The 26,992-nt window shown below is 60.3% G+C and carries 28 protein-coding genes; 22 read left to right on the top strand and 6 right to left on the bottom strand.

Annotated elements, in window-relative coordinates; all coding sequences use genetic code 11:
• Positions 1-10 precede the first annotated feature (10 nt).
• The 15 genes from QMZ29_RS19130 (at position 11) to hisP (ending at position 14,307) form a co-directional block, all read left to right on the top strand.
• Positions 11-784 carry an AraC family transcriptional regulator gene (locus QMZ29_RS19130; protein ID WP_025303695.1) on the top strand — a complete coding sequence of 258 codons (774 nt, stop codon included), beginning with the start codon at positions 11-13 and terminating at the stop codon, positions 782-784.
• A gap of 53 nt (positions 785-837) precedes the next feature.
• Positions 838-1,959 carry a 4-phosphoerythronate dehydrogenase PdxB gene (pdxB, locus tag QMZ29_RS19125; protein WP_261426185.1) on the top strand — a complete coding sequence of 374 codons (1,122 nt, stop codon included), beginning with the start codon at positions 838-840 and terminating at the stop codon, positions 1,957-1,959.
• Between the two features lie 110 nt (positions 1,960-2,069).
• The gene (locus QMZ29_RS19120) at positions 2,070-3,080 is read left to right on the top strand and encodes an aspartate-semialdehyde dehydrogenase (protein ID WP_261426186.1); all 1,011 of its coding nucleotides are present in this window, start codon (positions 2,070-2,072) and stop codon (positions 3,078-3,080) included.
• Entirely contained in the window at positions 3,080-3,901 is an 822-nt protein-coding gene (gene truA / locus QMZ29_RS19115; RefSeq protein WP_025303692.1) for a tRNA pseudouridine(38-40) synthase TruA, read from the top strand. The genes QMZ29_RS19120 and truA overlap by 1 nt, the downstream gene beginning before the upstream one ends.
• Before the next feature lie 78 nt (positions 3,902-3,979).
• The gene (locus tag QMZ29_RS19110; RefSeq protein WP_004936130.1) at positions 3,980-4,642 is read left to right on the top strand and encodes a DedA family protein; all 663 of its coding nucleotides are present in this window, start codon (positions 3,980-3,982) and stop codon (positions 4,640-4,642) included.
• 232 nt (positions 4,643-4,874) lie between these two features.
• Positions 4,875-5,783: an acetyl-CoA carboxylase, carboxyltransferase subunit beta gene (gene accD / locus QMZ29_RS19105; protein WP_025303691.1), complete on the top strand. Its 909-nt coding sequence runs from the start codon at positions 4,875-4,877 to the stop codon at positions 5,781-5,783.
• Positions 5,784-5,974: 191 nt separating this feature from the next.
• Complete coding sequence (gene folC, locus QMZ29_RS19100; protein WP_043140120.1) at positions 5,975-7,240, top strand: bifunctional tetrahydrofolate synthase/dihydrofolate synthase; 1,266 nt, start codon at positions 5,975-5,977, stop codon at positions 7,238-7,240.
• Entirely contained in the window at positions 7,241-7,978 is a 738-nt protein-coding gene (dedD, locus tag QMZ29_RS19095; RefSeq protein WP_049203693.1) for a cell division protein DedD, read from the top strand. It abuts the gene before it with no gap.
• Between the two features lie 234 nt (positions 7,979-8,212).
• Entirely contained in the window at positions 8,213-8,713 is a 501-nt protein-coding gene (cvpA, locus tag QMZ29_RS19090) for a colicin V production protein (RefSeq protein WP_004936119.1), read from the top strand.
• A gap of 21 nt (positions 8,714-8,734) precedes the next feature.
• On the top strand, positions 8,735-10,252 hold the full coding sequence (gene purF / locus QMZ29_RS19085; protein ID WP_025303688.1) for an amidophosphoribosyltransferase: 1,518 nt from the start codon (positions 8,735-8,737) through the stop codon (positions 10,250-10,252).
• Between the two features lie 131 nt (positions 10,253-10,383).
• Complete coding sequence (locus tag QMZ29_RS19080) at positions 10,384-10,956, top strand: UbiX family flavin prenyltransferase (RefSeq protein ID WP_197770127.1); 573 nt, start codon at positions 10,384-10,386, stop codon at positions 10,954-10,956.
• Positions 10,957-11,259: 303 nt separating this feature from the next.
• Positions 11,260-12,042, top strand: a complete 783-nt coding sequence (hisJ, locus tag QMZ29_RS19075) for a histidine ABC transporter substrate-binding protein HisJ (RefSeq protein ID WP_004936109.1) — start codon at positions 11,260-11,262, stop codon at positions 12,040-12,042.
• A gap of 82 nt (positions 12,043-12,124) precedes the next feature.
• Positions 12,125-12,811 (top strand): histidine ABC transporter permease HisQ, encoded by a 687-nt coding sequence (locus QMZ29_RS19070; RefSeq protein WP_025303686.1) that lies wholly within the window; start codon positions 12,125-12,127, stop codon positions 12,809-12,811.
• Entirely contained in the window at positions 12,808-13,512 is a 705-nt protein-coding gene (locus tag QMZ29_RS19065) for an ABC transporter permease (RefSeq protein ID WP_025303685.1), read from the top strand. The genes QMZ29_RS19070 and QMZ29_RS19065 overlap by 4 nt, the downstream gene beginning before the upstream one ends.
• Before the next feature lie 21 nt (positions 13,513-13,533).
• Complete coding sequence (hisP, locus tag QMZ29_RS19060) at positions 13,534-14,307, top strand: histidine ABC transporter ATP-binding protein HisP (RefSeq protein ID WP_004936098.1); 774 nt, start codon at positions 13,534-13,536, stop codon at positions 14,305-14,307.
• 7 nt (positions 14,308-14,314) lie between these two features.
• On the opposite strand, the gene QMZ29_RS19055 is transcribed toward hisP, so the two are convergent.
• The 3 genes from QMZ29_RS19055 to yfcG form a co-directional block, all read right to left on the bottom strand.
• Positions 14,315-15,229 (bottom strand): TIGR01777 family oxidoreductase, encoded by a 915-nt coding sequence (locus QMZ29_RS19055; RefSeq protein ID WP_060433722.1) that lies wholly within the window; start codon positions 15,227-15,229, stop codon positions 14,315-14,317.
• Positions 15,230-15,245: 16 nt separating this feature from the next.
• Positions 15,246-15,617: a dihydroneopterin triphosphate 2'-epimerase gene (gene folX / locus QMZ29_RS19050; protein ID WP_025303682.1), complete on the bottom strand. Its 372-nt coding sequence runs from the start codon at positions 15,615-15,617 to the stop codon at positions 15,246-15,248.
• A 111-nt stretch (positions 15,618-15,728) separates the two neighbouring features.
• On the bottom strand, positions 15,729-16,358 hold the full coding sequence (yfcG, locus tag QMZ29_RS19045; protein ID WP_043140104.1) for a GSH-dependent disulfide bond oxidoreductase: 630 nt from the start codon (positions 16,356-16,358) through the stop codon (positions 15,729-15,731).
• A gap of 233 nt (positions 16,359-16,591) precedes the next feature.
• Between yfcG and yfcE the strand changes: the two genes are divergently transcribed.
• Together yfcE and yfcD are read left to right on the top strand one after the other, a co-directional pair.
• The gene (yfcE, locus tag QMZ29_RS19040) at positions 16,592-17,143 is read left to right on the top strand and encodes a phosphodiesterase (RefSeq protein WP_025303680.1); all 552 of its coding nucleotides are present in this window, start codon (positions 16,592-16,594) and stop codon (positions 17,141-17,143) included.
• A gap of 99 nt (positions 17,144-17,242) precedes the next feature.
• A complete protein-coding gene (yfcD, locus tag QMZ29_RS19035) occupies positions 17,243-17,788 on the top strand; it encodes an NUDIX hydrolase YfcD (RefSeq protein WP_025303679.1) in 546 nt (181 codons plus the stop codon).
• A 53-nt stretch (positions 17,789-17,841) separates the two neighbouring features.
• On the opposite strand, the gene QMZ29_RS19030 is transcribed toward yfcD, so the two are convergent.
• Positions 17,842-18,861 (bottom strand): LacI family DNA-binding transcriptional regulator, encoded by a 1,020-nt coding sequence (locus QMZ29_RS19030; protein WP_261426187.1) that lies wholly within the window; start codon positions 18,859-18,861, stop codon positions 17,842-17,844.
• 310 nt (positions 18,862-19,171) lie between these two features.
• Here QMZ29_RS19030 and QMZ29_RS19025 point away from each other — a divergent pair, with 310 nt between their 5' ends.
• From QMZ29_RS19025 to QMZ29_RS19005, 5 genes are all read left to right on the top strand, one after another.
• Positions 19,172-19,615, top strand: a complete 444-nt coding sequence (locus QMZ29_RS19025) for a PTS sugar transporter subunit IIA (RefSeq protein ID WP_049207320.1) — start codon at positions 19,172-19,174, stop codon at positions 19,613-19,615.
• Between the two features lie 92 nt (positions 19,616-19,707).
• Positions 19,708-19,989, top strand: a complete 282-nt coding sequence (locus tag QMZ29_RS19020; protein ID WP_025303676.1) for a PTS sugar transporter subunit IIB — start codon at positions 19,708-19,710, stop codon at positions 19,987-19,989.
• Positions 19,990-20,012: 23 nt separating this feature from the next.
• Complete coding sequence (locus QMZ29_RS19015) at positions 20,013-21,392, top strand: PTS ascorbate transporter subunit IIC (protein ID WP_043140091.1); 1,380 nt, start codon at positions 20,013-20,015, stop codon at positions 21,390-21,392.
• A 13-nt stretch (positions 21,393-21,405) separates the two neighbouring features.
• The gene (locus tag QMZ29_RS19010; protein WP_261426188.1) at positions 21,406-22,257 is read left to right on the top strand and encodes a transketolase; all 852 of its coding nucleotides are present in this window, start codon (positions 21,406-21,408) and stop codon (positions 22,255-22,257) included.
• A complete protein-coding gene (locus tag QMZ29_RS19005; protein WP_043140084.1) occupies positions 22,250-23,209 on the top strand; it encodes a transketolase family protein in 960 nt (319 codons plus the stop codon). The genes QMZ29_RS19010 and QMZ29_RS19005 overlap by 8 nt, the downstream gene beginning before the upstream one ends.
• Positions 23,210-23,272: 63 nt before the next feature.
• Here QMZ29_RS19005 and pta read toward each other — a convergent pair whose 3' ends face one another.
• The gene (gene pta, locus QMZ29_RS19000; protein ID WP_261426189.1) at positions 23,273-25,435 is read right to left on the bottom strand and encodes a phosphate acetyltransferase; all 2,163 of its coding nucleotides are present in this window, start codon (positions 25,433-25,435) and stop codon (positions 23,273-23,275) included.
• A gap of 74 nt (positions 25,436-25,509) precedes the next feature.
• The gene (gene ackA, locus QMZ29_RS18995) at positions 25,510-26,712 is read right to left on the bottom strand and encodes an acetate kinase (protein ID WP_025303669.1); all 1,203 of its coding nucleotides are present in this window, start codon (positions 26,710-26,712) and stop codon (positions 25,510-25,512) included.
• Positions 26,713-26,992: the final 280 nt, after the last annotated feature.

The following is a 26,992-nucleotide window of genomic DNA, read 5'->3' as shown; positions in this document are numbered from 1 at the left end:
GGACGAAACCATGCCAGAAATCCGCCATTTCCCCGAGTCGTTGATCCCGGCGCCCAACCCGGTGCAGTTCCGCTGCGAGGAGTTCAACGCGCGCACCGAATTCCAGCCGCACAGCCACACCTGGGGTCAGTTGATGTGGGTTAAAGCCGGGGTGATGGTGCTGCGCATCGGCGGGCAGCGCTTTCTGGCGCCGCCGGAGTTCGTGCTGTGGGCGCCGGCTGGCATCGAACACTCCTGCTATAACCAGCGGCTGGCGCAGTGCCGCATGGTGGACATCACGCCGGCGCTGTGCACCGGCATGCCGGCCGACCCCTGTCTGGTGAGCGTAACGCCGATATTCCGCGCCATCGCCGAGGATTTCTATGCGCGCAAGCAGTACATTCCGCAGGCGGAGGCGGATTTGCGTCTCTGCCAGGTGCTGATCGATCAGCTGCGCCTGTCGCCGCGCCAGCAAACCTATCTGCCGTCGTCGGACGACAAGTTCTTGGCGCCGGTGCTGGAAGCGTTGGAGCATTGTCCGGCGGACAACACCTCGCTGGCGGCGTGGGCGGCTCGGGTCTACACCACCGAGCGCACGCTGTCGCGACGCTGCCAACAGGATCTGGGCATGTCGTTCAGCGAATGGCGCCAGCGCCTGCGGTTCCTGCATGCCGTCTCCCTGCTCGAGCAGGGCAAGACCGTGCAGGACGTGGCGTTAGACGTCGGCTACAGCTCCGCGTCGGCCTTTATCGTCATGTTCCAGCAGATCGCCGGCACTACCCCTGAGCGCTTTCGCCGTGCCTGATTCAGTGGCACACTATTTCGCAGACAAATAGCCGTAAACCGTCGGAGAACGCAGTGAAAATTCTGGTTGATGAAAATATGCCGTACGCGGCCCAGCTGTTCAGCCGCCTGGGCGAGGTGCAGGCGGTACCGGGCCGCCCGATCCCGCTCGAGGCGCTGGCGGATGCCGATGCGCTGATGGTGCGTTCGGTCACCAAGGTCAATGAAGCCTTGTTGGCCGGCAGTCATATCGACTTTGTCGGCACCGCCACCGCCGGCACCGATCACGTCGATGAAGCCTGGCTGCAACGTCAGGGCATCGGCTTTTCCGCCGCGCCGGGCTGCAACGCTATCGCGGTGGTCGAGTATGTGTTCTCTGCCTTGATGCTGCTGGCCGAACGCGACGGCTTCCACCTGCGGGATAAAACCGTCGGCATCGTCGGCGTGGGCAACGTTGGTTCCCGTCTGGATGCTCGCCTCAAAGCGCTGGGCGTGCGCACGCTGCTGTGCGATCCGCCGCGTGCCGATCGCGGCGACGCCGGGGAATTCTGGCCGTTGGAGAAGCTGGTGGCCGAGGCCGACGTGCTGACCTTCCATACGCCGCTGAATAAATCCGGCCCATACCATTCGCTGCATCTGGCGGACGCCGAGCTGTTGGCGGCCCTGCCGGACAACCGCATTCTGATCAACGCCTGCCGCGGGCCGGTGGTGGATAACGCCGCCTTGCTGCAGGCGCTAGAAAAGGGCAAAAAGCTGAGTACGGTGCTGGACGTGTGGGAACCGGAGCCGGATCTCGCCTTACCGCTGCTGGCGCGGGTGGATATTGGCACCGCGCACATCGCTGGGTATACGCTGGAAGGCAAGGCGCGCGGCACCACTCAGGTGTTCGAGGCGTTCAGCCGCCATCTGGGGCAGCCGCAACAGGTGGCGCTGGCCTCGCTGTTGCCGGTGCCGGAGTTCAGCCAGATCCGCCTCAATGGGCCGCTGGATGAAGCGCGGTTAAAACGATTGATGCACTTGGTGTATGATGTGCGCCGCGATGATGCGCCGCTGCGCAAAGTCGCTGGGCAACCGGGCGAATTCGATCGCCTGCGCAAGCACTACCAGGAGCGCCGCGAGTGGTCTTCGCTGGCCGTGCAATGCGATGACAGCGCCAGCGCCGAGCTGCTCGGCAAGCTGGGCTTTAGCCTGGCGTAGCGCGTAAGGTTGTCTTAAGCCAACGCCGCTACAGTGAGCGGTAAAGATTATCGGGCGGTGATTGCACTGCCCGTCTGCTTTTATGAATGAAATACTCTGGAGAAAACCCGATGTCTGACGGCTGGAATATCGCGCTGCTCGGCGCCACTGGCGCGGTAGGTGAAGCGTTGCTGGAATTGTTGCAGGAACGCCAGTTCCCGGTGGGTGAGCTCTATCCTCTGGCAAGCGAACGCAGCGCGGGCGCCAATGTGCGCTTCAACGGCAAGTCTCTTCTGGTGCAGAACGCCGAAGAGTTCGACTGGTCGCAGGCCCAACTGGCCTTCTTCGTCGCCGGCAGCGACGCTTCCGCTCGCTATGCCGAAGAGGCCGGCAACATGGGCTGCCTGGTGATCGACACCAGCGGCCTGTTCGCCATGGAGCCGGATGTGCCGCTGGTGGTACCGGGTGTTAACCCGCAGGTGCTGGCGGATTACCGCAACCGCAATATCGTCGCGGTGGCCGACAGCATGGTCAGCCAGCTGCTGACGGCGATCAAACCGCTGACCGAACAGGCGGGGCTCTCGCGTCTGCACGTTACCACGCTGATGTCGGTATCCTCGCGCGGCAAGGCCGCGGTGGACGATCTGGCCGGCCAGAGCGCGCGCCTGCTGAACGGCATTCCTGCCGAGGAAGGCGTCTTCGCTAAACAGCTGGCGTTTAACCTGCTGCCGCTCGTTGCCGACGAGCAGGCCAGCGTGCGCGAAGAGCGTCTGATCGTCGATCAGGTGCGCAAGGTGCTGCAGGACGAAGGGTTGCCGATTTCGGTGAGCTGCGTTCAGTCGCCGGTGTTTTACGGCCATGCGCAGGTGGTGCACCTGGAAGCGCTGCGCCCGCTGTCCGCCGAAGAGGCGCGCAGCGAGCTCGAAGAAGTCGAGGACATTCAGCTGAGCGAAGAGGACGATTACCCGACTCAGGTGACCGAAGCCTCCGGCAGCGATGCGCTCAGCATCGGTTGCCTGCGTAACGATTACGGCATTCCCGAGCTGCTGCAGTTCTGGACGGTGGCGGACAACGTGCGCTTCGGCGGCGCGTTAATGGCGATCGAAACCGCCGAGCGTCTGGTGCAGGAGCAGATGTACTGATGTCAGAGGTGGTCTCGCCCGCTCAGCCGACGCTGAAGGTAGCGCTGGGCATCGAATATGACGGCAGCCGGTACTACGGCTGGCAGCGGCAGCAAGAAGTGGCCAGCGTGCAGGAGCGCCTTGAGCAGGCGTTGAGCAAGGTGGCGGATGCGCCGATCAACGTGCTGTGCGCCGGGCGCACCGACGCCGGGGTGCACGCCACCGGGCAGGTGGTGCATTTCGAAACCACCGCGCGTCGCAAGGACGCCGCCTGGACGATGGGCGTGAACACCCATTTGCCGCCGGACATCGCGGTGCGCTGGGTGAGCCCCGTCGCCGACGATTTTCACGCGCGTTTCAGCGCTACCGCGCGCCGTTACCGCTATATTATTTTCAACCATCGCTACCGGCCGGCGGTGTTGCAACAGGGGGTGACGCACTTTTATCACCCGCTGGATGCCGATCGCATGCACCGGGCGGCGCAGGCGCTGCTGGGCGAGAATGACTTCACCTCGTTCCGCGCGGTGCAGTGTCAGTCGCGCACCCCGTGGCGCTGCGTAAAACACGTTAAGGTTACGCGCTACGGCGAATATATTGTGGTAGATATCAAGGCGAATGCCTTTGTGCATCACATGGTTCGCAATATCGTCGGCAGCCTGATGGAGATCGGCTGCGGCAATCAGGATGAGAACTGGATGGCCGAGTTGCTGGCGCTGAAGGATCGCAATCTGGCGGCGGCGACGGCGCGAGCCGAGGGGCTGTATTTGGTTGCCGTGGACTATCCCGATCATTTTGGTCTACCGCGGCCGCCGATGGGGCCGCTGTTTTTGCCCGACGATTAAACGCCGGCACGCCTGAAAGCGTCGCTCCCTTGTGCTTCTGCCGGGTGATTGAAACACCCGGTATCAATGAGAGAATTTATGGACATCATCAAGTTTATTATTGATTTCATTTTGCATATTGATGTGCACCTGGCCGAGCTGGTCGCACAATACGGCATGTGGGTCTACGCTATTCTGTTCCTGATCTTGTTTTGCGAAACCGGCCTGGTGGTGACGCCGTTCCTGCCGGGGGATTCTTTGCTGTTTGTCGCCGGCGCGCTGGCGGCGTTGCCGACCAACGATCTCAACGTGCACACCATGGTGGCGTTGATGGCCGTAGCGGCGATCATTGGCGATGCGGTGAACTACACTATCGGGCGGTTGTTCGGCGAGAAGCTGTTCAGCAACCCGAACTCGAAAATTTTCCGCCGTAGCTACCTGGACAAGACGCATCAGTTCTATGAGAAGCACGGTGGGAAAACGATTATTCTGGCGCGATTCGTGCCGATCGTGCGTACTTTTGCGCCGTTCGTCGCCGGCATGGGGCATATGTCCTATCGCCACTTCGCCGCCTACAACGTGATTGGTGCACTGGTTTGGGTGCTGCTCTTCACTTATGCTGGCTACCTGTTCGGCGATCTGCCGGTGGTGCAGGAGAACCTGAAACTGTTGATCGTCGGGATCATCATCGTTTCGATTCTGCCGGGCGTGATTGAAATTTGGCGTCACAAGCGCGCGGCCGCCCGCCAGCAAAAACAGTAAAAACATCGCTTAACCTGTCGGTTCGACCAGTTTTTTGTCCACAGCGCCGGGCCGATATGGTTTAATGAGCGACATTATGGTCTGTTCCTGCGAACAACCCTGAAGCCGATGCCTCAGTCGCCGCGCTTGCCGCGCCGCGAACGGGCATTTTTTCATTGGGGTGTTTTCAGGGGGATTGTTAAAGCATGAACAGCGGACTGGCGTGTGCCAGGTTCAAACAGAAAGGTCATCGATGAGCTGGATTGAACGAATTCTTAACAAGAGCAATATCACACAAACCCGTAAGGCGAGCATTCCTGAAGGGGTCTGGACCAAATGCGACAGCTGCGGCCAGGTTCTCTACCGCGCCGAGCTGGAGCGTAATCTGGAAGTGTGTCCGAAGTGCGACCACCACATGCGTATGGGCGCGCGCGCGCGTCTGCATACCCTGCTGGACGAAGGCAGTGAAGTGGAGCTGGGCAGCGATCTGGAGCCGAAGGACGTTCTGAAATTCAAGGATTCCAAGCGCTATAAAGATCGTCTGGTCGCCGCACAGAAAGCGACCGGCGAGAAAGATGCGCTGGTGGTGATGAAGGGCACGCTGTACGGTATGCCGATCGTCGCCGCATCCTTCGAATTCGCTTTCATCGGCGGCTCAATGTCTTCCGTGGTCGGCGCGCGTTTCGTGCGTGCGGTTGAGCAGGCGCTGGAGGACAACTGTCCGCTGGTGTGCTTCTCCGCCAGCGGCGGCGCGCGTATGCAGGAAGCGCTGATGTCGCTGATGCAGATGGCGAAAACCAGCGCGGCGTTGGCTAAGATGCAGGAGCGCGGCTTGCCGTACATCTCCGTGCTGACCGACCCGACCATGGGCGGCGTCTCCGCAAGCCTGGCGATGCTGGGCGACATCAATATCGCCGAGCCGAAAGCGCTGATCGGCTTTGCCGGCCCGCGCGTCATCGAGCAGACCGTGCGCGAGAAACTGCCGCCTGGCTTCCAGCGCAGCGAGTTCCTGATCGAAAAAGGCGCGATCGACATGATTGTTCGCCGTCCGGAGATGCGCCAAACGTTGGCGAGCATTCTGTCCAAGCTGACCAACCAACCGCAGCCGCATTTCGATGAGGCCGCGCCGGTCATTGAGCCGGAGCCGCAGGCCGACGCCTGAGGCAAAGACAGATCCCGCCCGGGTTCAGCCGCCACTTTGTGGCTAAGTGACGGCTGATGCCCGTTCCCTGCCGGCCGTGGCCTATCGCGCCATGGTTTGCGGGTTGGCGGCGGTTACGAAGCGCATCGCCTTTACCGCGGTGAGGGTGGTGCCCTGATGGATTAATGAACCCAAGTTCAGTGACGGGACTCATGCAAAACCACCAAATTCCCCAAGCCACGTCGCCATTGAGCTCGTGGCTTTACTATCTGGAACGTCTGCACAGCCAGGCGATCGAACTCGGTCTTGAGCGCGTACAGCGCGTCGCGGCGCATCTGGATTTACTGACCCCCGCTCCTACGGTGTTCACCGTTGCCGGCACCAACGGCAAAGGCACGACCTGTCGTACCCTCGAAGCCATTCTGCTGGCCGCCGGCCTGCGCGTCGGCGTCTACAGTTCGCCGCATCTGGTGCGCTATACCGAACGCGTGCGCATTCAGGGGGAAGAGCTGAGCGAAGCAGAGCATAGCCGCTCGTTCGCCGCCATTGAAGCCGGCCGCGGCGAAACGTCGCTGACCTATTTCGAATTCGGCACCCTGTCGGCGCTGCAGCTGTTCAAACAGGCGCGGCTCGACGTGGTGATCCTGGAAGTGGGCCTGGGCGGGCGTCTCGACGCCACCAATATCGTCGATCCGAGCGTGGCGGTGATCACCAGCATTGCGCTCGATCATACCGACTGGCTGGGCAACGATCGCGAAAGCATCGGCCGTGAAAAGGCCGGTATTTTCCGCAGCGGCAAGCCGGCGGTGGTGGGCGAACCCGACATGCCGGACAGCATTCGCCAGGTCGCCGAAACGCTGGGCGCACCGCTGTATCGCCGCGGTGAAGCCTGGAGCTTCAGCGAGCAGGGCGATCGCTGGCAGTGGCAGGGCGGCGACACGCAGCTGACCGATCTGCCGACGCCGAACGTACCGCTGGCCAACGCCGCTACCGCGCTGGCGGCGCTGAACTGTTCCCCGCTGGAAATCGACGAACGCGCGATCTTCACCGGGCTGCAGCAGGCGACGCTGCCGGGGCGTTTCCAGATCGTGCGGCGGGAGCCGATGCTGATCCTCGACGTGGCACACAACCCGCACGCCGCCGGCTATCTGGCCGGGCGTCTGGCCAAGCTGCCGCGCGACGGCGGCAAGGTGCGCGCGGTGGTGGGCATGCTGTCCGACAAGGATATCGCCGGCACGCTGGCCTGCCTCAGCGAGCAGGTGGATGAATGGTACTGCGCACCGCTCGACGGGCCGCGCGGTGCCAGCGTCGAACAGCTGGCGCAGCATCTGACGGAACCGCGCCGCTTTAATGATGTCGAAACTGCCTGGCGGCAGGCTATGCAGGATGCTGATAAACAGGATATTGTGATCGTCTGTGGATCGTTCCACACCGTGGCGCAGGTGATGGCGGCGTTAGACGAGATGCGGGGAGTGTGAGTGGCGAGTAAATTTCAGAACCGACTGGTTGGAACCGTGATTCTGGTGGCGCTGGGGGTAATCATCCTGCCAGGGTTGCTGGACGGCAAAAAGAAGCATTACGAGGATGAGTTCGCGGCCATTCCATTGGTGCCGAAGGCGGGCGACGTCGAAGAGAACGACGTGCTGCCGCCGGTGACGCAGCCGTTGCCGGCGCAGCCGCCGGAAGGGGCGGGCGCGCTGGTCGAGCAGCAGGCGGCCAACGAAGCGGCGGCGCAACAGGCGGTGCGGCAGAGCGCTCAGCAACCGACGCAGGTGGCGCCGCCGCCGGTCGAGACGCGTCCTCAGCCGGTGCAGCAGCCTAAGCCGAAGCCGGTGGAAACCAAACCGGTGGAAGTGAAACCAAAACCGGTACCGCAGCCGAAGCCGGTGGAGGTGAAACCGGTGCCGAAGCCGGAACCGACGCCGAAACCAGAACCGACGCCGCAGCCAAAACCGGCGGAAGAAAAAGCGCCGTCCGGGCAAGCCTATGTCGTGCAGCTCGGGGCGCTGAAGAACGCCGCCAAGGCGAACGAGATTGTCGCTTCGCTGCGTCTCTCGGGCTATCGCGCCTTTACCGTGCCGTCAACGCCGGTGCAAGGGCAGATCACCCGCATCTACGTTGGCCCGGACGCGTCCAAGCAGAAGCTGCAGGCGGCGCTGCCGTCGCTGAACTCGATCAGCGGGCTGAGCGGGCAGGTGAAGCCGTACGGCCGTTAAACCCCGCGGGGGCGCAGCAGGATGCGCCCCTGAATTCAGGAGTGGTGGAGAGAAAGCGAGAGAAACCGCGCCTTTTACAGGCGAAATCACCTATGTAGGCGCGGCGATTGGGAATTTTTTAATCGCCGCTTTTTATTTGTAACGTGGTAGGAAATCCCCTACGCAAACGTTTTCTTTTTCTGTTAGAATTCGCCGCGAATTGGATGCAGGGGCGATTCATCATTGGAATAGTTCATGGTCTGGATTGATTACGTCATTATAGCGGTGATTGGATTTTCGGCTCTGGTGAGCCTGATCCGAGGGTTTGTTCGCGAAGCATTGTCACTTGTGACATGGGGATGTGCGTTTTTTGTTGCCAGCCATTTCTACTCTTACCTTGCGGTCTATTTCACTCGTTTTGAAGATGAACTGGTGCGAAACGGCATCGCGATCGCGATTTTGTTCATCGCGACCCTGATCGTAGGGGCTATTGTTAACTATGTGATTAGCTCACTGGTAGAGAAAACCGGGTTGTCGGGCACCGACCGGGTGCTGGGCATCTGCTTCGGCGCACTGCGCGGCGTGTTGATTGTCGCGGCGATCCTGTTCTTCCTGGACACCTTTACCGGCTTTTCACAAAGTGCCGACTGGAAACAGTCGCAGCTGATCCCCCAGTTCAGTTACGTCATCAGGTGGTTCTTTGACTACCTGCAGAGCACGTCGAGTTTCTTGCCGACCCAATTGCCGGGGCGGTAGCGCTGATGAGGAAAAGACAACATGTGCGGTATTGTCGGTATCGCCGGTTTCATGCCGGTAAACCAGTCGATTTATGATGCGCTGACGGTGCTTCAGCACCGTGGCCAGGATGCCGCAGGCATCGTCACCATTGACGCCCACAACGGGTTCCGTTTGCGTAAAGCCAACGGCCTGGTGAAAGATGTGTTTGAGGCACGCCATATGCAACGCTTGCAGGGCAACATGGGCATTGGCCATGTGCGTTACCCGACGGCCGGCAGCTCGAGCGCCTCTGAGGCCCAGCCTTTCTACGTCAACTCGCCGTTCGGCATTACGCTGGCCCACAACGGCAACCTGACCAACGCCCATGAGCTGCGCCAAAAGCTGTTCGAAAGCGGCCGCCGCCATGTCAACACCACCTCCGACTCGGAAATCCTGCTGAACGTGCTGGCCAGCGAGCTGGATCGCTTCCCGCACTATCCGCTGGAAGCCGACAACATCTTTACCGCGGTCGCCGCTATGCATCAGCAACTGCGCGGCGCTTACGCCTGCGTGGCGATGATCATCGGCCATGGCCTGCTGGCGTTCCGCGATCCCAACGGCATTCGTCCGCTGGTGATCGGTAAGCGCACGCTGGAGGATGGCCGCAGCGAGTACATGGTGGCTTCCGAGAGCGTGGCGCTGGATACCCTGGGCTTTGAGTTCCTGCGCGACGTGGCGCCGGGCGAAGCGGTGTACATCACCACCAAGGGCCAGCTGTTCACCCGCCAGTGCGCAGAGAACCCGAAAACCAACCCGTGCCTGTTCGAATATGTTTATTTTGCGCGCCCAGACTCCTTTATGGACAAGATCTCGGTCTACAGCGCCCGCGTGCGCATGGGCCAGAAGCTGGGTGAGAAGATCGCCCGTGAGTGGGAAGATCTGGATATCGACGTGGTGATCCCGATTCCTGAAACTTCCTGCGATATCGCGCTGGAGATCGCGCGTATTCTCGAGAAGCCCTACCGCCAGGGCTTCGTGAAAAACCGCTACGTTGGCCGCACCTTTATCATGCCGGGCCAGCAGGCGCGTCGCCAGTCGGTACGCCGCAAGCTGAACGCCAACCGTGCCGAGTTCCGCGACAAGAACGTGCTGCTGGTGGATGACTCCATCGTGCGCGGCACGACCTCTGAGCAAATCGTCGAGATGGCGCGCGAAGCGGGCGCCAAGCGCGTGTATCTGGCTTCCGCCGCGCCGGAAGTGCGTTTCCCTAACGTCTACGGCATCGACATGCCGAGCGCCAACGAACTGATCGCCCACGGGCGTGAAGTGGATGAAATCCGTCAGATTATCGGCGCCGACGGGCTGATCTTCCAGGACCTCGACGATCTGATCGAAGCGGTGCGCGAAGAGAACCCGGACATCATCCAGTTCGAATGCTCGGTCTTCAATGGTATCTACGTGACCAAAGACGTCGACCAAAGCTATCTGGAATACCTGGAGTCGCTGCGCAGCGACGATGCCAAGGCGATGCGGGTGCAAACCGAAGCGGAAAATCTGGAACTGCACAACGAAGGCTAACGGTCTGCGTTGATCCCTCAAGGTGCATCGCCGCGTCTGCGGCGGTGCACCTTGTTCCTCTGACTTGCTTATCCCTCGCCATTGCGGCAAAGTCTGCCTGATCTTACTTTTTACGGCAGAGGCCATTCTTCATGAAACGACTCATCATCGGCATTTCCGGCGCCAGCGGCGCGATCTACGGCGTGCGCCTGTTACAGGTTTTGCACGACGTCGCAGAGGTGGAAACCCATCTGGTGATGAGTAATGCTGCAAGACAGACGCTGGCGCTGGAAACGCCGTACAGCCTGCGTGAAGTGCAGGCGCTGGCCGACGTGGTGCACGATGCGCGCGACATCGCCGCCGGCATCTCCTCGGGCTCCTTCAAAACGTTGGGCATGGCGATCCTGCCTTGTTCGATCAAAACCCTGTCCGGCATCGTTAACAGCTACAGTGACGGATTGCTGACCCGCGCCGCCGACGTGGTGCTCAAAGAGCGCCGCCGTTTGGTCTTGTGCGTGCGGGAAACGCCGTTGCATCTTGGCCATTTACGGCTGATGACGCAGGCGGCGGAGATGGGCGCGGTGATCATGCCGCCGGTGCCGGCGTTTTACCACCAGCCAAAAAGCGTGCAAGACATCATCGATCAGACCGTCAATCGGGTGATCGACCAGTTTGATATCGAATTGCCGACCGATCTGTTCACCCGCTGGCAGGGTGCTAATTAACAGTTTTATCCCTAAATTGGTACATTTGTGCAACACCGCACTGAATTGGGGCGGAGTATGCACCATAATGATCCCACTTCATCACGCTCACTGTTTCATGGCGCCGCCTTATTGCGGTTGCCAGTGGCGCGGCCCCAACCGGCCGATTTAATTTTGCGGTTATCGTCCCAGGAAACAGTATTGTGAAGGCCGGAGCCGTTCCCTCCGCCCGTAGCACCTAATGTGGCACGATTACTGCAAATTGATTTGGTGGGGAAAGTAATGCCCGTAGTGGCATCAAAAAAATCAATTTGAGGGTAATTTATGAAAAAGCGGGTTTTGATTTTGCCGTTAGTTCTGGCTTTGAGCGCCGCCAGCAGCGCCTTTGCCGCCATTCCTTCCACGCTGAAGATTGGCACCGATCCGACTTACGCACCGTTTGAATCCAAAAATGCCAAAGGCGAATTGGTTGGCTTTGACATTGATTTGGCCAAAGAGCTGTGCAAACGCATCAATACCCAATGCACCTTCGTGGAGAGCGACTTCGACGCGCTGATCCCCTCCCTCAAGGCGAAGAAAATCGACGCCATCATCTCTTCGCTGTCCATCACTGAAAAACGCCAGCAGGAAATCGCCTTTACCGACAAGCTGTATGCCGCCAACGCGCGTCTGATCGCGCCGAAAGGGTCCAAGCTGTTGCCTACCGTGGACGCTCTGAAAGGCAAGAGCGTGGGCGTGCTGCAGGGCACCACCCAGGAAGCCTACGCCAACGCCATGTGGCAGCCGAAGGGCATCACCGTCGTGCCTTACCAGAACCAGGATCTGGTTTACGCCGATCTGGCTTCCGGCCGTATTGACGCCGCCTTCCAGGATGAAGTGGCGGGCAGCGACGGCTTCCTGAAACAGCCGCCGGGCAAAGACTATGCGTTCGCCGGCGAATCGGTGAAGGATGACAAGTTCTTCGGCGTCGGCACCGGCATGGGGCTGCGCAAGACCGATACCGAGCTGAAAGCGGCGCTGGACAAAGCCTTCGCCGAGATGCGCAAAGACGGCACCTACGACAAATACGCGAAAAAGTACTTCGACTTTGACGTCTACGGCGGGTAATCCGCTTACCGTTCCATGCTGTGACTGCGGGGCCGGCGTGCCGGCCCCGATGGTTCGGATCCTAGACCACAGGGTGAAGTAGATGCTGCAAGGCTATTCCCAACTGATTTTCGAGGGGGCTCTGGTGACGTTGGAGCTGGCCCTCAGTTCCGTGTTGCTGGCGGTGGTGATCGGCCTGATCGGCGCCGGTGGCAAACTGTCTCATAACCCCTTTATCTCCGGTCTGTTCGGCGCCTATACCACGCTGATCCGCGGCGTGCCCGATCTGGTGCTGATGCTGCTGATCTTTTACGGCCTGCAAATCGCGCTGAACAACATCACCACGCTGCTCGGCTTCTCGCAGATCGATATCGATCCGCTCGGCGCCGGTATCATTACCCTCGGCTTTATCTACGGTGCTTACTTCACTGAGACCTTCCGCGGCGCCTATCTGGCGGTGCCGAAAGGGCAGATCGAAGCGGCGACGGCCTACGGCTTCAGCGGCGCGCAGATCTTTCGGCGCATTCTGTTCCCGGCGATGATGCGTTTCGCTTTGCCGGGCATCGGCAACAACTGGCAGGTGATCCTGAAGGCGACGGCGCTGGTGTCGATCCTCGGCCTGAACGACGTGGTGAAAGCCACGCAGCTGGCGGGGAAAGGCACCTATCAGCCGTTCTTCTTCGCCATCGTGGCCGGCGTGGTGTACCTGATCTTCACTACCGTTTCCAACGGCGTGCTGCTGTGGCTTGAACGGCGTTACTCACTGGGCGTCAAGAGGGCCGAGCTATGATCGAGATTTTGCAACAGTATTGGCAGTCGCTGCTGTGGAGCGACGGCTACCGTTTCACCGGCGTGGCAGTCACGCTGTGGCTGCTGATCGCCTCGGTGGTGATGGGCGGGCTGCTGGCGATCCCGATGGCGGTGGCGCGCGTCTCTTCCCTTCGCTGGGTGCGTTTCCCGGTGTGGCTTTACACCTATGTGTTTCGCGGTACGCCGCTGTACGTGCAGCTGCTGGTGTTCTACTCCGGCATGTACAGCCTCGAGATTGTGCGCGGCACCGAGTTTCTTAATGCGTTTTTCCGCAGCGGGCTTAACTGCACCATCCTGGCGCTGACGCTCAATACCTGCGCCTATACCACCGAGATCTTCGCCGGGGCGATCCGCGCGGTGCCGCACGGTGAAATCGAGGCCGCCAACGCCTACGGTTTCTCGCGCTTCAAGATGTATCGCTGCATCATTTTGCCTTCGGCACTGCGCACCGCGTTGCCGGCTTACAGCAACGAAGTGATCCTGATGCTGCACTCCACCGCGCTGGCGTTTACCGCCACCGTGCCGGATCTGCTGAAGATCGCGCGCGACATCAACGCCGCGACTTACCAGCCGTTCTACGCTTTCGGCATCGCGGCGGTGCTGTACCTGATCATCTCCTACGTGTTAATCAGCCTGTTCCGCAAAGCTGAAAAACGCTGGATGGCACACGTTAGTCACTGATAAATGACGGGAAGAAAAACCATGTCTGAGAATAAATTAGCCGTCACGGAACTGCACAAACGCTATGGCGACCACGAAGTGCTGAAAGGCGTCTCGCTGGCGGCCAACGCCGGGGATGTGATCAGCATCATCGGCTCCTCTGGCTCCGGCAAAAGCACCTTTCTGCGCTGCATCAACTTCCTCGAGAAGCCGAGCGAAGGCTCGATCAGCCTGAACAACGAAGATATTCGCATGGTGCGCGACAAGGACGGCCAGCTGAAAGTGTTCGACAAGAAGCAGCTGCAGCTGCTGCGCACCCGCCTGACCATGGTGTTCCAGCACTTTAACCTGTGGAGCCATATGACGGTGCTGGAGAACGTGATGGAGGCGCCAGTGCAGGTGCTGGGGCTGAGCAAGGCCGACGCGCACGAGCGCGCGGTGCGTTACCTGGATAAAGTGGGCATCGACGAGCGGGCGCGCGGCAAGTACCCGGTGCACCTGTCGGGTGGCCAGCAGCAGCGCGTCTCCATTGCTCGCGCATTGGCGATGGAGCCGGAGGTGCTGCTGTTTGACGAACCGACGTCGGCGCTGGATCCCGAGCTGGTGGGCGAGGTGCTGCGCATCATGCAGAAGCTGGCGGAGGAGGGAAAAACCATGGTGGTGGTGACGCACGAAATGGAATTTGCGCGCCACGTTTCCAACCACGTGATCTTCCTGCACAAAGGGTTGATCGAAGAGCAGGGGCCGCCGGCCGAGCTGTTCGGCAACCCCAAAAGCCCGCGCCTGCAGCAGTTCCTGTCCGGCGCGTTGAAGTAACCTCAGATCAGCGGGCTTCGGCCCGCTGATTAATCACGTCATCCAATGCCTGTTCCAATTCCAGATAGCGGAAGTGGAAGCCGGCCTCTTCCAGGCGCTTCGGCACCGCCCGCTGGCCGCCGAGCACCAGCACCGCCGCTTCCCCCATCAACAGCCGCATGGCGAACGCCGGCACCCGTAGAAACGCCGGGCGATCGAGCACGTTGGCCAATTGGGCGGCGAACTGCTCGTTGTGCACCGGGTAGGGCGCGACCATGTTAAACGGGCCGCTCAGCGTGGCGTGATCCAGTAGATAAATAATGCCGTTGACCATGTCGTCGAGATGGATCCACGGCAGATATTGGCGACCGTCGCCGATCGGGCCGCCCAGCCCGAAGCGGAACGGCGGCAGCATTTTGGCCAGCGCGCCGCCCTGTGGCGCCAGCACCACGCCGGTGCGCAGCAGGCAGACGCGGGTGGCATCGCTTTGCGCCTGCAGCGCCAGCGTTTCCCAGCGTTGACACAGTTGGTGGGTGAATTCGTCGTGCGGTGGCTCCTCTTCGGTCACCACCGCCTGCCCCTGATCGCCGTAGTAGCCGACGGCGGAACCGGAAATCAACACGCCGGGCGGCGTGCTGCCGTCCTTGATAAGCTGCGCCAATCGTTCGGTCAGATCCCAACGGCTGCGGCACAGGCGCTCTTTCTGCTGTGCGCTCCAGCGCTTGTCGGCGATAGGTTCGCCGGCCAGGTTGATCACCGCGTCGAATTCATCCAGCGACTGCCGGTCGTCCAGCGTTTGCCAATAGCTCGGCCGATCGCCCAGCCGGGCTCGGGCTCGCCGCTCGTCTCGGGTCAACACCGTAATGTGGTGAGAAAGCGCCAGCAGCCTGGCCGTCAGACTGCTGCCTATCAATCCCGTTGCGCCGGTGATCAGGATCCGCATGGTCGACCTCCCTGAGTTAGTCCCGGCGGTAGCTCATGGTCATGGAAACCGAATCGGCGTAGCGCAGGGCCAGAAGTTTATCTATCTCCACTTCAGCATAGGTTACCCAGGCGTGTTCTTTTACGATGTCGAGCACATCCTGCGTTAATTTTTCCAGCAACGCGAAACGGTTATCTTCCACATGGCGGATGATCGCTTTGGTGATGGTGCGGTAGTTGAGTGCATCGGCGATGTCTTCGCTGTTGCGCGCTTTGTCCGCCGGGTAGTGGATCACCACGTTGATCAGGACGTCCTGTCGGTTGTTGATTTCCTCTTCCTTGATACCGATGAACGTGCGCAGCCGCAGATTTTTAATGCGAATAACGGCGTCGGGTTGACTGAAAGACATCAGAGATTCTCCATAGGTCTGATTATTAGCGTTCAGAATACACGGAAAGTAAGGAAAAGATAACGAGGGGACGATGTGACTCCCCGGCCGACGGGGAGTCGGGGAAGGCGCTTAGCCTTGTTCGGCCAGTTTGTAGGCGCGCTCGGTCGCCGGGCGGTTGCTGATGCGCTCGAACCAGTTGCGCACCGCTGGGTAATCTGCCAGATCGATGCGTTGACGCGGATGCGATACGACCCACGGATAGGTGGCGATATCGGCGATGCTGTAGTTGTCGCCGCCCAGGTACGGGTGTTTTTGCAGTTCAGCTTCCAGCACGCCGTACAGCCGCTTGGTCTCCAGATGGTAACGCTCGATGGCGTAAGGCACCGGCTGCGGCGCGTAGTGATTAAAGTGGTGATTCTGCCCGAGCATCGGCCCGAACCCGGCCACCTGCCAGAACAACCACTGTAGGGTCGCGGCGCGTTCGCGCAGGCCGGTGCTCAGCAGCTTGCCGGTCTTCTCCGCCAGATACAGCAGGATTTCCCCGGATTCGAACAGGCTGATTGGCGCGCCGCCGTCCACCGGTTGCTGATCGACGATCGCCGGGATTTTGTTGTTGGGAGAAATGCTCAGAAAGTCCGGTTTGAACTGGTCGCCGGCGCTGATGTTTACGCGATGGATACGGTAGGGTAAGCCGACCTCTTCCAAAAACAAGGTGATCTTGTGACCATTGGGAGTAGGCGCGTAATACAGGTCAATCATGTTGCCTCCTGCGGTAAGGTGATCTGTAATTCATTACACGTTGCTGCGGTCTTCGCCGCGCACAAAGGTATATCAGAGATCCAACAATAGCAGCTAAGGATAGCAGGCTATGTGGGATTCGTCCGATGCTATCTGCGCAGTTGGATCACAATTCTCCACCGGGGCGGGCGGCGGTTTGCCGTACGGCGCCGGCGCGGTAAAATGGCGCTTATTTCCCTCTATAGGACAAGGTTATGAAGCTGATGTTCGCCTCGGATATCCACGGATCGCTGCCGGCCACCGAACGCGTGCTGGAATTATTCGCACAACACGGCGCCGACTGGCTGATTCTTCTGGGTGATTTGCTGAATCACGGCCCGCGCAACGCGCTGCCGGCCGGCTATCAGCCCGCTCAGGTTGCCGAACGATTGAATCGCTATAGCGACAAGATCATCGCCGTTCGCGGCAATTGTGACAGCGAGGTCGATCAGATGCTGCTGACGTTTCCTATCGAGGCGCCGTGGCAACAGGTTCTACTGCAAAAAAGACGATTGTTTTTGACCCACGGTCACCTTTATCATCCTTCGGCACTGCCGCCGTTATCCCGCGGTGACGTCCTGGCCTACGGCCATACGCATCTGCCGCAGGCGGAGCGGCAGGGTGAGATCTATTGCTTCAATCCGGGCTCGGTCAGCATCCCGAAAGGGGGCTTCCCGGCTAGCTACGGCATGTTGGATCGGGGCACTTTGCGCGTGCTGACGCTCGACGACGGCAAGGTCGTCGCGGAGGTGGCGTTAACACGCTAAACGCACTAATTTATACACACACAATAAAAATCTTTGAAAAACACTCATTGATTAACCAGCGCGCGGGATGCATCGCGCCAAAATAGAAGGTTTTAGAGGATGGCGGAACAGGGTCAGGCTGCAGATACCGAATGGGTTGATATCGTCGACGAGCAAAACGAGGTGATTGCGCAATCCAGTCGTCAACAGATGCGGGCGGAGCGGCTGCGTCATCGTGCGACCTATATTGTGGTGCATGATGGGATGGGAAAAATTCTGGTGCAGCGTCGCACCGAGATTAAAGACTTCTACCCGGGCTGGTTGGACGCGACGGCGGGTGGCGTAGTGCAAAGCGGTGAAAACGTGCTGGATTCGGCGCGCCGCGAGGCGGAAGAAGAGCTGGGCATCGCCGGCGTGCCTTTCGCCGAGCACGGTCTGTTCTACTTCGAAGAAGATCAGTGCCGGGTGTGGGGCGCGCTGTTCAGCTGCGTGTCGCACGGCCCGTTCGCGCTGCAGGAAGAGGAAGTGGCCGAGGTGTGCTGGCTGACGCCGGAAGAGATCACCGCTCGCTGCGACGAGTTTACCCCGGATTCGCTGAAGGCGCTGTCGCTGTGGCTGACGCGCAACAACGAACAGGATTACGGTAAGCCGCTCGACAACCACTGAGGCGCCAACGCGTGAGAAAGCCGGTCATCGACCGGCTTTTTTTATGGGCGAATTCAGCAGCTGTCGCGGCGGCACAGCGTGGCGGGCAGGGTGCCTGCCTGCTGCCAGGGCTGCTCGTTCAGCCGCGCCAGCAGCGCCTGGCCGGCCTGAATGCCGATATCGCGATGCGGAATGGTCATGGTGGTCAGCGGCGGCTGGCACACCCGGCTGAACTCGCTGTTGCCGAACCCCACCACCGCCAGATTGTCCGGCACCTTGATGCGCCGCCGCTGGCATTCGTACAGTGCGCCGCCGGCCAGTTCGTCCGAGGCGCACACCAGCGCGTCCAGTTCCGGCCAGGCCAGCAAGAATTCCGGCAGATGCTGCGCACCGGTGCTGAAGCTGGCGGGCTGCGCGGCGTTGATCACCCGATGCGGCGACATATGGTTGCGCAGCAGCGCCTTGTGCCAGCCCTGTAGGTGCTGCTGGAAAATCCACTGTTCCTGATTGGCGCACAGCAGCCCGATATTCTGATAGCCGCTGGCGATCACCGTTTGCGTCAGCTGATACATGGCCGCCACATAGTCGATGCCGATGCTCATATCGATCGGATCGGCGCGCACGGCGCCGATCTCCACCACCGGAATGTTGGCGGCGATCAACGCGTTGCGGGCGTTTTGCGAATGCTCGACGCTGAGCAGCACCGCCGCCGCGAGGTTGTAAGAGAGCAGCGTCTCCAGCAGCTTTTCTTCGCGCTCCAGGTGGTGCTGCGACTCCGCCAGCATGATGTGATAGCCGGCCGGCTGCAGCACTTTCTGCAGGCCGGCGAACATCTCGGCGCAGCCAGATTCGGACAGGCTGGGCACCACCATGGCGATGGTGTAGGACGAGGCCGACGCCAGCGAACTGGCGGCCAGATTGGGCAGGTAGCCCAGTTCGCTCACCGCGGCTTCAATCTTCTCGCGCAGTTTGTCTGAAACCTGCTCCGGCGTGCGCAGCGCGCGCGACACCGTCATGGTGCCGACGCCCGCCAGCTGCGCTACGTCAGCCAACGTCACCCTGCCTGTGCTGCGTCGTTTTTTACCGATCGACATGCCTAATCCCAACTGAAATGCGCGAGCGGCGCATAAAAATGGTGAGGGTGGGAAGCCGACGGCGCGGCTTCGACGATCCCCGTATGCGGCACATTCTACCCCGTTACCCGAAAGAGCGAGAAAAAATTGTGGTTAACGCCATGCCGCCACGCGGTGTTTTGATAGCGCTATCACAGATCCGCATGATAGCGCTTTGGTAGCGCTATCTTTGTGATATCCATCACTGTGTCGTCGAGAGGGGTTGATTAAAGTTTTACCGTCGTCGGTGAATTAATCACCGGCCGAAACCATCAACGTTTGGGAGGGTAATGTGCTGAAAGAGTGGCTGACCGCCGATCATATACAGCTGTGCGAACGGGTGGAGGACTGGCGCCAGGCGGTCACGCTGAGCGCGCAGCCGCTGCTGCAAGGCGGCGTGATCACGCCGAATTACCTGACGGCTATCTTTCATCAGCAGGAGAAGCTCGGCCCTTACTTCGTCCTGGCGCCGGGCATCGCCATGCCGCACGCCAGGCCGGAGGAGGGCGCCAACGCGCTGGGGCTGTCGCTGTTGAAGATCCATCAGGGCGTGAATTTCCATTCCGCGGATAACGATCCGGTTCAGGTGGTGGTGATGCTTTCGGCGCCCGACGGCAACAGCCACATTGAAATGATTTCGCAGTTGGCGGAATTATTTTCCGATAACTCGGCGATGGAGGCTTTATTTCACGCCACAGATAAACGGCAAATTGAGGAAATTATCGCCCGCTATTAACGTTTAATCACCAGGAACACGATTAATGCTAACAACGCCGGGAATATGACCGGCGGCGCTACCCTACACGCTAAATTCAACAGGTGGATATTATGAAAATCATGGCGATTTGCGGTTCCGGTCTCGGCAGCAGTTTTATGGTGGAAATGAACATTAAAAAAGTGCTGAAAAAGATGGGCGTGGAGGCCGAAGTCGAACACTCCGATCTGTCGTCCGCTACCCCCGGTGCCGCCGACGTGTTCGTGATGGCGAAAGACATCGCCGACAGCGCCAGCGTACCGGCCGAGCAACTGGTGGTGATCAGCAACATCATCGACATTAATGAGCTGGAAGCCAAGCTGCGCGCTTACTTCGAAGCCCACTCAATCATCTAAATAAAACGATTGGCGAGGTGGATATGTTTATCCAGGAAACGCTTAAGTTTGTGGTGGATATATTAAAGGTGCCTTCGGTGCTGGTCGGGCTTATTGCGCTGATCGGTTTGCTGGCGCAAAAGAAATCGTTTTCCGACGTGGTGAAAGGCACGGTAAAAACTATTCTCGGCTTTATCGTTTTGGGCGGCGGTGCCACGGTATTGGTCGGATCGCTCAATCCGCTAGGCGGCATGTTCGAACATGCGTTCAATATTCAGGGCATCATCCCGAACAATGAAGCGATCGTCTCCATCGCGCTGGAGAAATACGGCGCCTCCACCGCGTTGATCATGGCGTTCGGCATGGTGGCGAACATCGTGGTGGCACGGTTCACCCGGCTGAAATACATCTTCCTGACCGGCCACCACACCTTCTACATGGCCTGCATGATCGGCATCATCCTGACGGTGGCGGGCTTCGAGGGCGTGCAGTTGGTGTTTACCGGTGCGCTGACCCTGGGGCTGGTGATGGCGTTCTTCCCGGCGATCGCCCAGCGCTATATGCGCCGCATTACCGGCAACGACGATATCGCTTTCGGCCACTTCGGCACCCTGGGCTATGTGTTGTCCGGCTGGATCGGCTCGAAGGTGGGCAAAAACTCGCGCTCGACCGAGGAGATGAACCTGCCGAAAAACCTCAGTTTCTTGCGTGACAGTTCCATTTCGATCTCGATGACCATGATTGTCATCTACCTGATCCTGGCGATCTGCGCCGGGCGGGCCTATGTGGAAAGCGAGCTCAGCGGCGGCCAGAACTACCTGGTGTATTCGATTATCCAGGCCATCACCTTCGCCGCCGGGGTATTCATCATTCTGCAAGGCGTGCGCTTGATTCTGGCGGAGATTGTGCCGGCGTTCACCGGTTTCTCGGAAAAGCTGGTGCCTAACGCGCGGCCGGCGCTGGATTGCCCGGTGGTCTATCCCTATGCCCCCAACGCGGTGCTGATCGGCTTCCTGTTCAGCTTCCTTGGCGGGTTGGCCGGGCTGTTCCTGCTGGGGCAGCTGAAAATGGTGCTGATCCTGCCCGGCGTGGTGCCGCATTTCTTCACCGGCGCTACCGCCGGGGTGTTCGGCAACGCCACCGGCGGGCGGCGCGGCGCGATGCTGGGCGCCTTCGCCAACGGGCTGCTGATCACCTTCCTGCCGGTGCTGCTGTTGCCGGTGCTGGGGGCGCTGGGCTTTGCCAACACCACCTTCTCCGACGCCGACTTCGGCGTGATCGGCATCCTGCTGGGCAACATGGCGCGCTTTATGTCGAAGGAGATGATCATGCTGGCGATCGTCGCCGTGTTCGCGCTGCTGGTGGCGCATAACTTCCTGGGAAAACGCAAAGGCGCGCCGGCCGCTGACCGCGTCGAGAAATAACGAGGGCAGACTGATGAACGACACAACGAGCGAAACGGAAATTGAAGAGCTGCAGACCCTGGCGCGCGCGATCCGCCTGGAAACATTGAAGGCGTTGACCGGGCTGGGCTTCGGCCACTACGGCGGCTGCATGTCGGTGGTGGAGACGCTGGCGGTGCTGTACGGCAGCGTGATGCGTATCGATCCGGCGGATCCGGACTGGCCGGAGCGCGATGACTTCGTGCTGTCGAAGGGGCACGCCGGCCCGGCGCTGTACAGCACGCTGGCGATCAAGGGCTACTTCCCGCTGGCGGAGCTGAAGACCCTCAACCAGAACGGCACGCGTCTGCCTAGCCACCCGGACCGATTGCGCACGCGCGGCGTGGACGCCACCACCGGTTCACTGGGGCAGGGCGTGTCGATCGCCGCCGGCATGGCGTTATCCCATCGGCTGGCGGGGCGTCGTAACCGGGTGTTCAGCATCCTCGGCGACGGTGAGCTGAACGAAGGGCAGTGCTGGGAGGCGTTCCAGTTTATCGCCCACCACAACCTGAACAACCTGACGCTGTTCATCGATTACAACAAGCAACAGCTAGACGGTGCGCTGGACGAGGTGATCCAACCGTTCGATCTGGCCGCCAAGTTCCGCGCTTTCGGTTTTGAGGTGCATACCATCAAGGGCGACGACATCGCGGCGCTGCTGGCGGCGGTGGCGCCGGCGCGCGGCGGTGAACAGCGGCCGCTGGCGATCGTGCTCGACAGCATCAAGGGACAGGGGGTGACCTATCTGGAAAACCTGTCGAACTCACACCACCTGCGCCTGACGCCGGACGTGCAGCTGGAAATCGAAAAAGCCATCGCCGAACTGGAGGCCGCCCATGTTTAACGTAGTGACCCAGTTGGAAAACGACGCCGTCGAAATGCGCAAAGTCTATGCCGGCGCGGTGCGTCGGCAGATAGAAGCGGGCGCACCGATCATCGCGCTGGAGGCCGATTTGATGAGCTCGATGGCGATGGACGGCGTGCACAAGGATCACCCGCAGCACGTGATTAACTGCGGCATCATGGAGGCCAACGTGATCGGCGTCGCCGCCGGGCTGTCGCTCACCGGCAGGGTGCCGTTCGTGCATACCTTTACCGCCTTCGCCAGCCGCCGCTGTTTCGATCAGCTGTTCATGTCGCTGGATTATCAGCGCAACAACGTCAAGGTGATCGCCTCCGACGCCGGGGTGAGCGCCTGCCACAACGGCGGCACCCACATGTCGTTCGAGGACATGGGCATCGTGCGAGGGCTGGCGCACTCGGTGGTGCTGGAAGTGACCGACGCTACCATGTTCGCCGACATTCTGCGCCAGCTGATGGATCTACGCGGCTTCTACTGGGTGCGCACCATCCGCAAGCAGGCGACGCGCATTTACCAGGAAGGCTCGCGCTTTACCATCGGCAAGGGCAACCTGCTGCGCGACGGCGACGACATTACGCTGATTGCCAATGGCATCATGGTGGCGGAGGCGCTGAAGGCGGCGCAGATGCTGGCGCGGCAGGGCGTCAGCGCGGCAGTGATCGATATGTTCACCCTCAAGCCTATCGACCGTGAACTGATCAAAACCTACGCGGCCAAGACCGGACGTATCGTCACCTGTGAAAATCACAGCATTCATAACGGGCTGGGATCCGCAGTGGCGGAGGTGCTGGCGGAAGAGTGCCCGACGCCGATGCGGCGCGTGGGGGTGAAGGAGCGTTACGGTCAGGTGGGCACCCAGGCGTTTTTACAGCAGGAGTACGGCCTGACCGCCGAGCATATTCTGGAGGCTGCCGGGCAGTTGCTGGCGCGTTAGGGAACGCAAAAGAAAAGCGCCGGTCAATGACCGGCGCTTTTTTATCGCTCAACCTGAAGAATATCAGGCCTTGGCGGCGGCAGCGTCAGCCTGGGAAGACTGGATCGCCGTCAGCGCAACGGTGTAGACGATATCGTCAACCAGTGCGCCGCGCGACAGGTCGTTCACCGGCTTGCGCATGCCTTGCAGCATCGGGCCGATGGAAACCAGGTCAGCGGAGCGCTGTACCGCTTTGTAGGTGGTGTTGCCGGTGTTCAAATCCGGGAAGATGAACACGGTCGCCTGGCCGGCCACCGGTGAGTTCGGCGCCTTGGACTTGGCAACGTCGGCCATGATGGCGGCGTCGTACTGCAGCGGGCCGTCGATGATCAGATCTGGGCGTTTTTCCTGCGCCAGACGGGTCGCTTCGCGCACTTTCTCGACGTCGCTGCCCGCACCGGAGTTACCGGTGGAGTAGGAGATCATCGCTACGCGCGGCTCGATGCCGAAGGCAGCGGCGGAATCCGCAGACTGGATGGCGATTTCAGACAGCTGCTCGGCGCTCGGATCCGGGTTGATCGCGCAGTCGCCGTAGACCAGTACCTGGTCAGGCAACAGCATGAAGAATACGGAGGACACCAGCGAGCTGCCCGGTGCGGTTTTGATCAGCTGCAACGGCGGACGGATGGTGTTGGCGGTGGTGTGAACCGCGCCGGAGACCAGACCGTCGACTTCGCCTTGTTCCAGCATCAGGGTGCCGAGCACCACGTTGTCTTCCAGCTGCTCGCGCGCGACCACTTCGGTCATGCCCTTGCTCTTGCGCAGCTCAACCAGACGCGGCACGTAGTTTTCACGTACGGCGACCGGATCGACGATTTCGATGCCTTTGCCCAGCTCAACGCCCTGCGCTGCCGCTACGCGCTGGATCTCGTCCGGGTTGCCGAGCAGCACGCATTCCGCGATGCCGCGTTCGGCACAGATGGCCGCCGCTTTTACGGTACGCGGCTCGTCGCCTTCCGGCAGCACGATGCGCTTGCCGGCTTTACGCGCCAGCTCGGTCAGTTCGTAACGGAACGCCGGTGGAGACAGGCGGCGTGAACGCTCAGAGGTGGCGGTCAGCGAGTCGATCCACTCGGTGTTGATGTGGCTGGCCACGTAGTTCTGCACTTTCTCGATGCGCTGGTGGTCGTCCGCCGGCACTTCGAGGTTGAAGCTCTGCAGGCTCAGCGAGGTTTGCCAGGTGTTGGTGTCAACCATGAACACCGGCAGGCCGGTTTGGAAGGCGCGTTCGCACAGCTTCTTGATCGGCTCGTCGATGGCGTAGCCGCCGGTCAGCAGGATGGCGCCGATTTCCACGCCGTTCATCGCCGCCAGGCAGGCGGAGACCAGCACGTCAGGACGGTCTGCGGAGGTCACCAGCAGAGAGCCTGGGCGGAAGTGTTCCAGCATGTGCGGGATGCTGCGCGCACAGAAGGTCACGGACTTCACGCGGCGGGTCATGATGTCGCCTTCGTTGACCACGCGGGCCTTCAGGTGGCGAGCCATGTCGATGGCGCGGGTGGCGATCAGATCGAAGCTCCACGGCACGCAGCCCAGAACCGGCAGCGGGCTGTTGGCGAACAGCTGCGCAGGATCGACGTGGGCGATGCTGGCTTTGGTGGAGTCGTCGAAGATTTCGGACAGGTCAGGACGGGTACGGCCCTGATCGTCGACCGGTGCGTTCAGCTTGTTGATGATAACGCCGGTGATGTTTTTGTTCTTGCTGCCGCCGAAGCTGGTGCGCGCCAGTTCGATGCGCTCTTTCAGCTGCGCCGGGGAGTCGTTGCCCAGCGCCAGCACGAAGACGATCTCGGCGTTCAGGGTTTTGGCGATCTCGTAGTTCAGCGCGTTGGCGAACTGGTGTTTGCGAGTCGGCACCAGGCCTTCGATCAGCACCACTTCCGCGTCTTTGGTGTTCTCGTGGTAACGCGCCACGATCTCTTCCATCAGCACGTCTTGCTGGTTGGAGCTCAGCAGGCCCTCAACGTAGTCCATGCGCAGCGGTTCGGCCGCCGTAATGGTGGAGTTGCTGCTGCGGATGATGGTGGTGGTCTGGTCGAGCGCGTTGTCGCCGGTGCGCGGTTGAGCGATAGGCTTGAACACGCTCAGACGAACGCCTTTTTGCTCCATGGAGCGGATGACACCCAGGCTGACGCTGGTCAGGCCGACGCTGGTGCCGGTGGGGATCAACATAATAGTACGTGACACAGAATAGTCCTCTTCACGATTAACATGAGGCTAAAACAACACCGTCAGCCTGGGCTGACGGTGTTTTGAGAGCATTACGCGGTCAGGCGGGATGCGTCCTGCGCGATGACCAACTCTTCGTTGGTCGGGATCACCAGCGCCAGGCGGCTGCCGTCTTTGGTGATGGCGCCGGATTTGCCGAAGCGAGCGGCCATGTTGCGGTCGTGGTCGATTTCGAAGCCCAGCAGGCCCAGTTTGTTCAGGGTCAGCTCACGCACCATGCCGGCGTTCTCGCCGATGCCGCCGGTGAAGATCACCGCGTCCAGACGGCCTTCCATCAGCGCGCTGTAGGCGCCGACGTATTTGGCCAGACGGTGGCAGAACACGTCCATGGCGCGTTTGGCGTCGGCTTTGCTGTCGTAGTTGTCTTCAACGTAACGGCAGTCGCTGGTGACTTCGGTCAGGCCCAGCAGGCCGGATTCTTTGGTCAGCATCTTGTTGATCTGGTCAACGCTCATGCCCAGAGAATCGTGCAGGTGGAAGATAATAGCCGGATCGATGTCACCGCTGCGGGTGCCCATCACCAGGCCTTCCAGCGGGGTCAGACCCATGGAGGTGTCAACGCACTGGCCGTTGCGCACTGCGGTGACGGAGCCGCCGTTGCCCAGGTGGCAAGTGATCACGTTCACTTCTTCTACCGGCTTGTTCAGCATCTTCGCGGCTTCTTGAGTCACGTAGAAGTGGCTGGTGCCGTGCGCGCCGTAGCGGCGAACGCCGTGGTCGCGGTACAGGCTGTACGGCAGGGCGTACAGGTAAGATTCTTCCGGCATAGTCTGGTGGAACGCGGTGTCGAACACGGCAACGTTCTTGTCGGCCAGGTTAGGGAAGGATTTCAGCGCTTCCGCGATGCCGATCAGGTGAGCTGGGTTGTGCAGTGGTGCAAACGGCACGGAATCTTTGATACCCTGCAGAACTTCGTCGTTGATCACGGCAGAAGCGGTGAACTTCTCGCCGCCGTGCACGATGCGGTGGCCGATAGCGGTCAGCTGCGCGGAAAGCTCTGGTTTTTGTGCCAGAATAGTATTAACAATGAAGTTCAGCGCTTCGCTGTGTGCAGCGCCGGCCCCCAGGGCAGCTTCGTGTTTGGCGCCGTCCATTTTCCACTTGATGCGAGCTTCAGGCAGGTGGAAACACTCGGCCAAACCGGAGAGGAATTCGTCGCCGTTAACGGCATCGATGATGGCGAATTTCAGAGAAGAACTGCCGCAGTTAAGAACCAGTACTAGCTTACTCGACATGGAAGTACCTACTTAAATAGTCGTGTTGTTAAAAGAAAATCGAACACACGTGGTGAATTAATCGTCAATCAGACAACAAGCGTAGCGCATAGTGCCGATGACATTTATGATTAACATCATGTGAAGTGCACAAATCACAGGATGATGGAAAAACCGATGATTTCTCTGCGGTTTAAATAATCTTGATTTTTATAGGGCTAAAAGTTGACAAAATTTACGTCATCTTCTACCGGCCACAAGGCCGGCTTAGGATACCGATAGCCCGGTGCAAACACAAAAT

The organism is Serratia sp. PF-27, assembly GCF_030053255.1.
Lineage (GTDB): Bacteria > Pseudomonadota > Gammaproteobacteria > Enterobacterales > Enterobacteriaceae > Serratia > Serratia bockelmannii.
This window is presented reverse-complemented; position numbering and strand designations above follow the sequence as displayed.

Excerpts from the sequence above, each read along its gene's own strand:
- QMZ29_RS19130 (WP_025303695.1), top strand. The coding sequence starts at position 11 with ATGCCAGAAATCCGCCATTTCCCCGAGTCGTTGATCCCGGCGCCCAAC.
- QMZ29_RS19120 (WP_261426186.1), top strand. The coding sequence starts at position 2,070 with ATGTCTGACGGCTGGAATATCGCGCTGCTCGGCGCCACTGGCGCGGTA.
- truA (WP_025303692.1), top strand. The coding sequence starts at position 3,080 with ATGTCAGAGGTGGTCTCGCCCGCTCAGCCGACGCTGAAGGTAGCGCTG.
- QMZ29_RS19110 (WP_004936130.1), top strand. The coding sequence starts at position 3,980 with ATGGACATCATCAAGTTTATTATTGATTTCATTTTGCATATTGATGTG.
- accD (WP_025303691.1), top strand. The coding sequence starts at position 4,875 with ATGAGCTGGATTGAACGAATTCTTAACAAGAGCAATATCACACAAACC.
- folC (WP_043140120.1), top strand. The coding sequence starts at position 5,975 with ATGCAAAACCACCAAATTCCCCAAGCCACGTCGCCATTGAGCTCGTGG.
- cvpA (WP_004936119.1), top strand. The coding sequence starts at position 8,213 with ATGGTCTGGATTGATTACGTCATTATAGCGGTGATTGGATTTTCGGCT.
- purF (WP_025303688.1), top strand. The coding sequence starts at position 8,735 with ATGTGCGGTATTGTCGGTATCGCCGGTTTCATGCCGGTAAACCAGTCG.
- QMZ29_RS19080 (WP_197770127.1), top strand. The coding sequence starts at position 10,384 with ATGAAACGACTCATCATCGGCATTTCCGGCGCCAGCGGCGCGATCTAC.
- hisJ (WP_004936109.1), top strand. The coding sequence starts at position 11,260 with ATGAAAAAGCGGGTTTTGATTTTGCCGTTAGTTCTGGCTTTGAGCGCC.
- QMZ29_RS19070 (WP_025303686.1), top strand. The coding sequence starts at position 12,125 with ATGCTGCAAGGCTATTCCCAACTGATTTTCGAGGGGGCTCTGGTGACG.
- QMZ29_RS19065 (WP_025303685.1), top strand. The coding sequence starts at position 12,808 with ATGATCGAGATTTTGCAACAGTATTGGCAGTCGCTGCTGTGGAGCGAC.
- hisP (WP_004936098.1), top strand. The coding sequence starts at position 13,534 with ATGTCTGAGAATAAATTAGCCGTCACGGAACTGCACAAACGCTATGGC.
- QMZ29_RS19055 (WP_060433722.1), bottom strand. The coding sequence starts at position 15,229 with ATGCGGATCCTGATCACCGGCGCAACGGGATTGATAGGCAGCAGTCTG.
- folX (WP_025303682.1), bottom strand. The coding sequence starts at position 15,617 with ATGTCTTTCAGTCAACCCGACGCCGTTATTCGCATTAAAAATCTGCGG.
- yfcG (WP_043140104.1), bottom strand. The coding sequence starts at position 16,358 with ATGATTGACCTGTATTACGCGCCTACTCCCAATGGTCACAAGATCACC.
- yfcE (WP_025303680.1), top strand. The coding sequence starts at position 16,592 with ATGAAGCTGATGTTCGCCTCGGATATCCACGGATCGCTGCCGGCCACC.
- yfcD (WP_025303679.1), top strand. The coding sequence starts at position 17,243 with ATGGCGGAACAGGGTCAGGCTGCAGATACCGAATGGGTTGATATCGTC.
- QMZ29_RS19030 (WP_261426187.1), bottom strand. The coding sequence starts at position 18,861 with ATGTCGATCGGTAAAAAACGACGCAGCACAGGCAGGGTGACGTTGGCT.
- QMZ29_RS19020 (WP_025303676.1), top strand. The coding sequence starts at position 19,708 with ATGAAAATCATGGCGATTTGCGGTTCCGGTCTCGGCAGCAGTTTTATG.
- QMZ29_RS19015 (WP_043140091.1), top strand. The coding sequence starts at position 20,013 with ATGTTTATCCAGGAAACGCTTAAGTTTGTGGTGGATATATTAAAGGTG.
- QMZ29_RS19010 (WP_261426188.1), top strand. The coding sequence starts at position 21,406 with ATGAACGACACAACGAGCGAAACGGAAATTGAAGAGCTGCAGACCCTG.
- QMZ29_RS19005 (WP_043140084.1), top strand. The coding sequence starts at position 22,250 with ATGTTTAACGTAGTGACCCAGTTGGAAAACGACGCCGTCGAAATGCGC.
- ackA (WP_025303669.1), bottom strand. The coding sequence starts at position 26,712 with ATGTCGAGTAAGCTAGTACTGGTTCTTAACTGCGGCAGTTCTTCTCTG.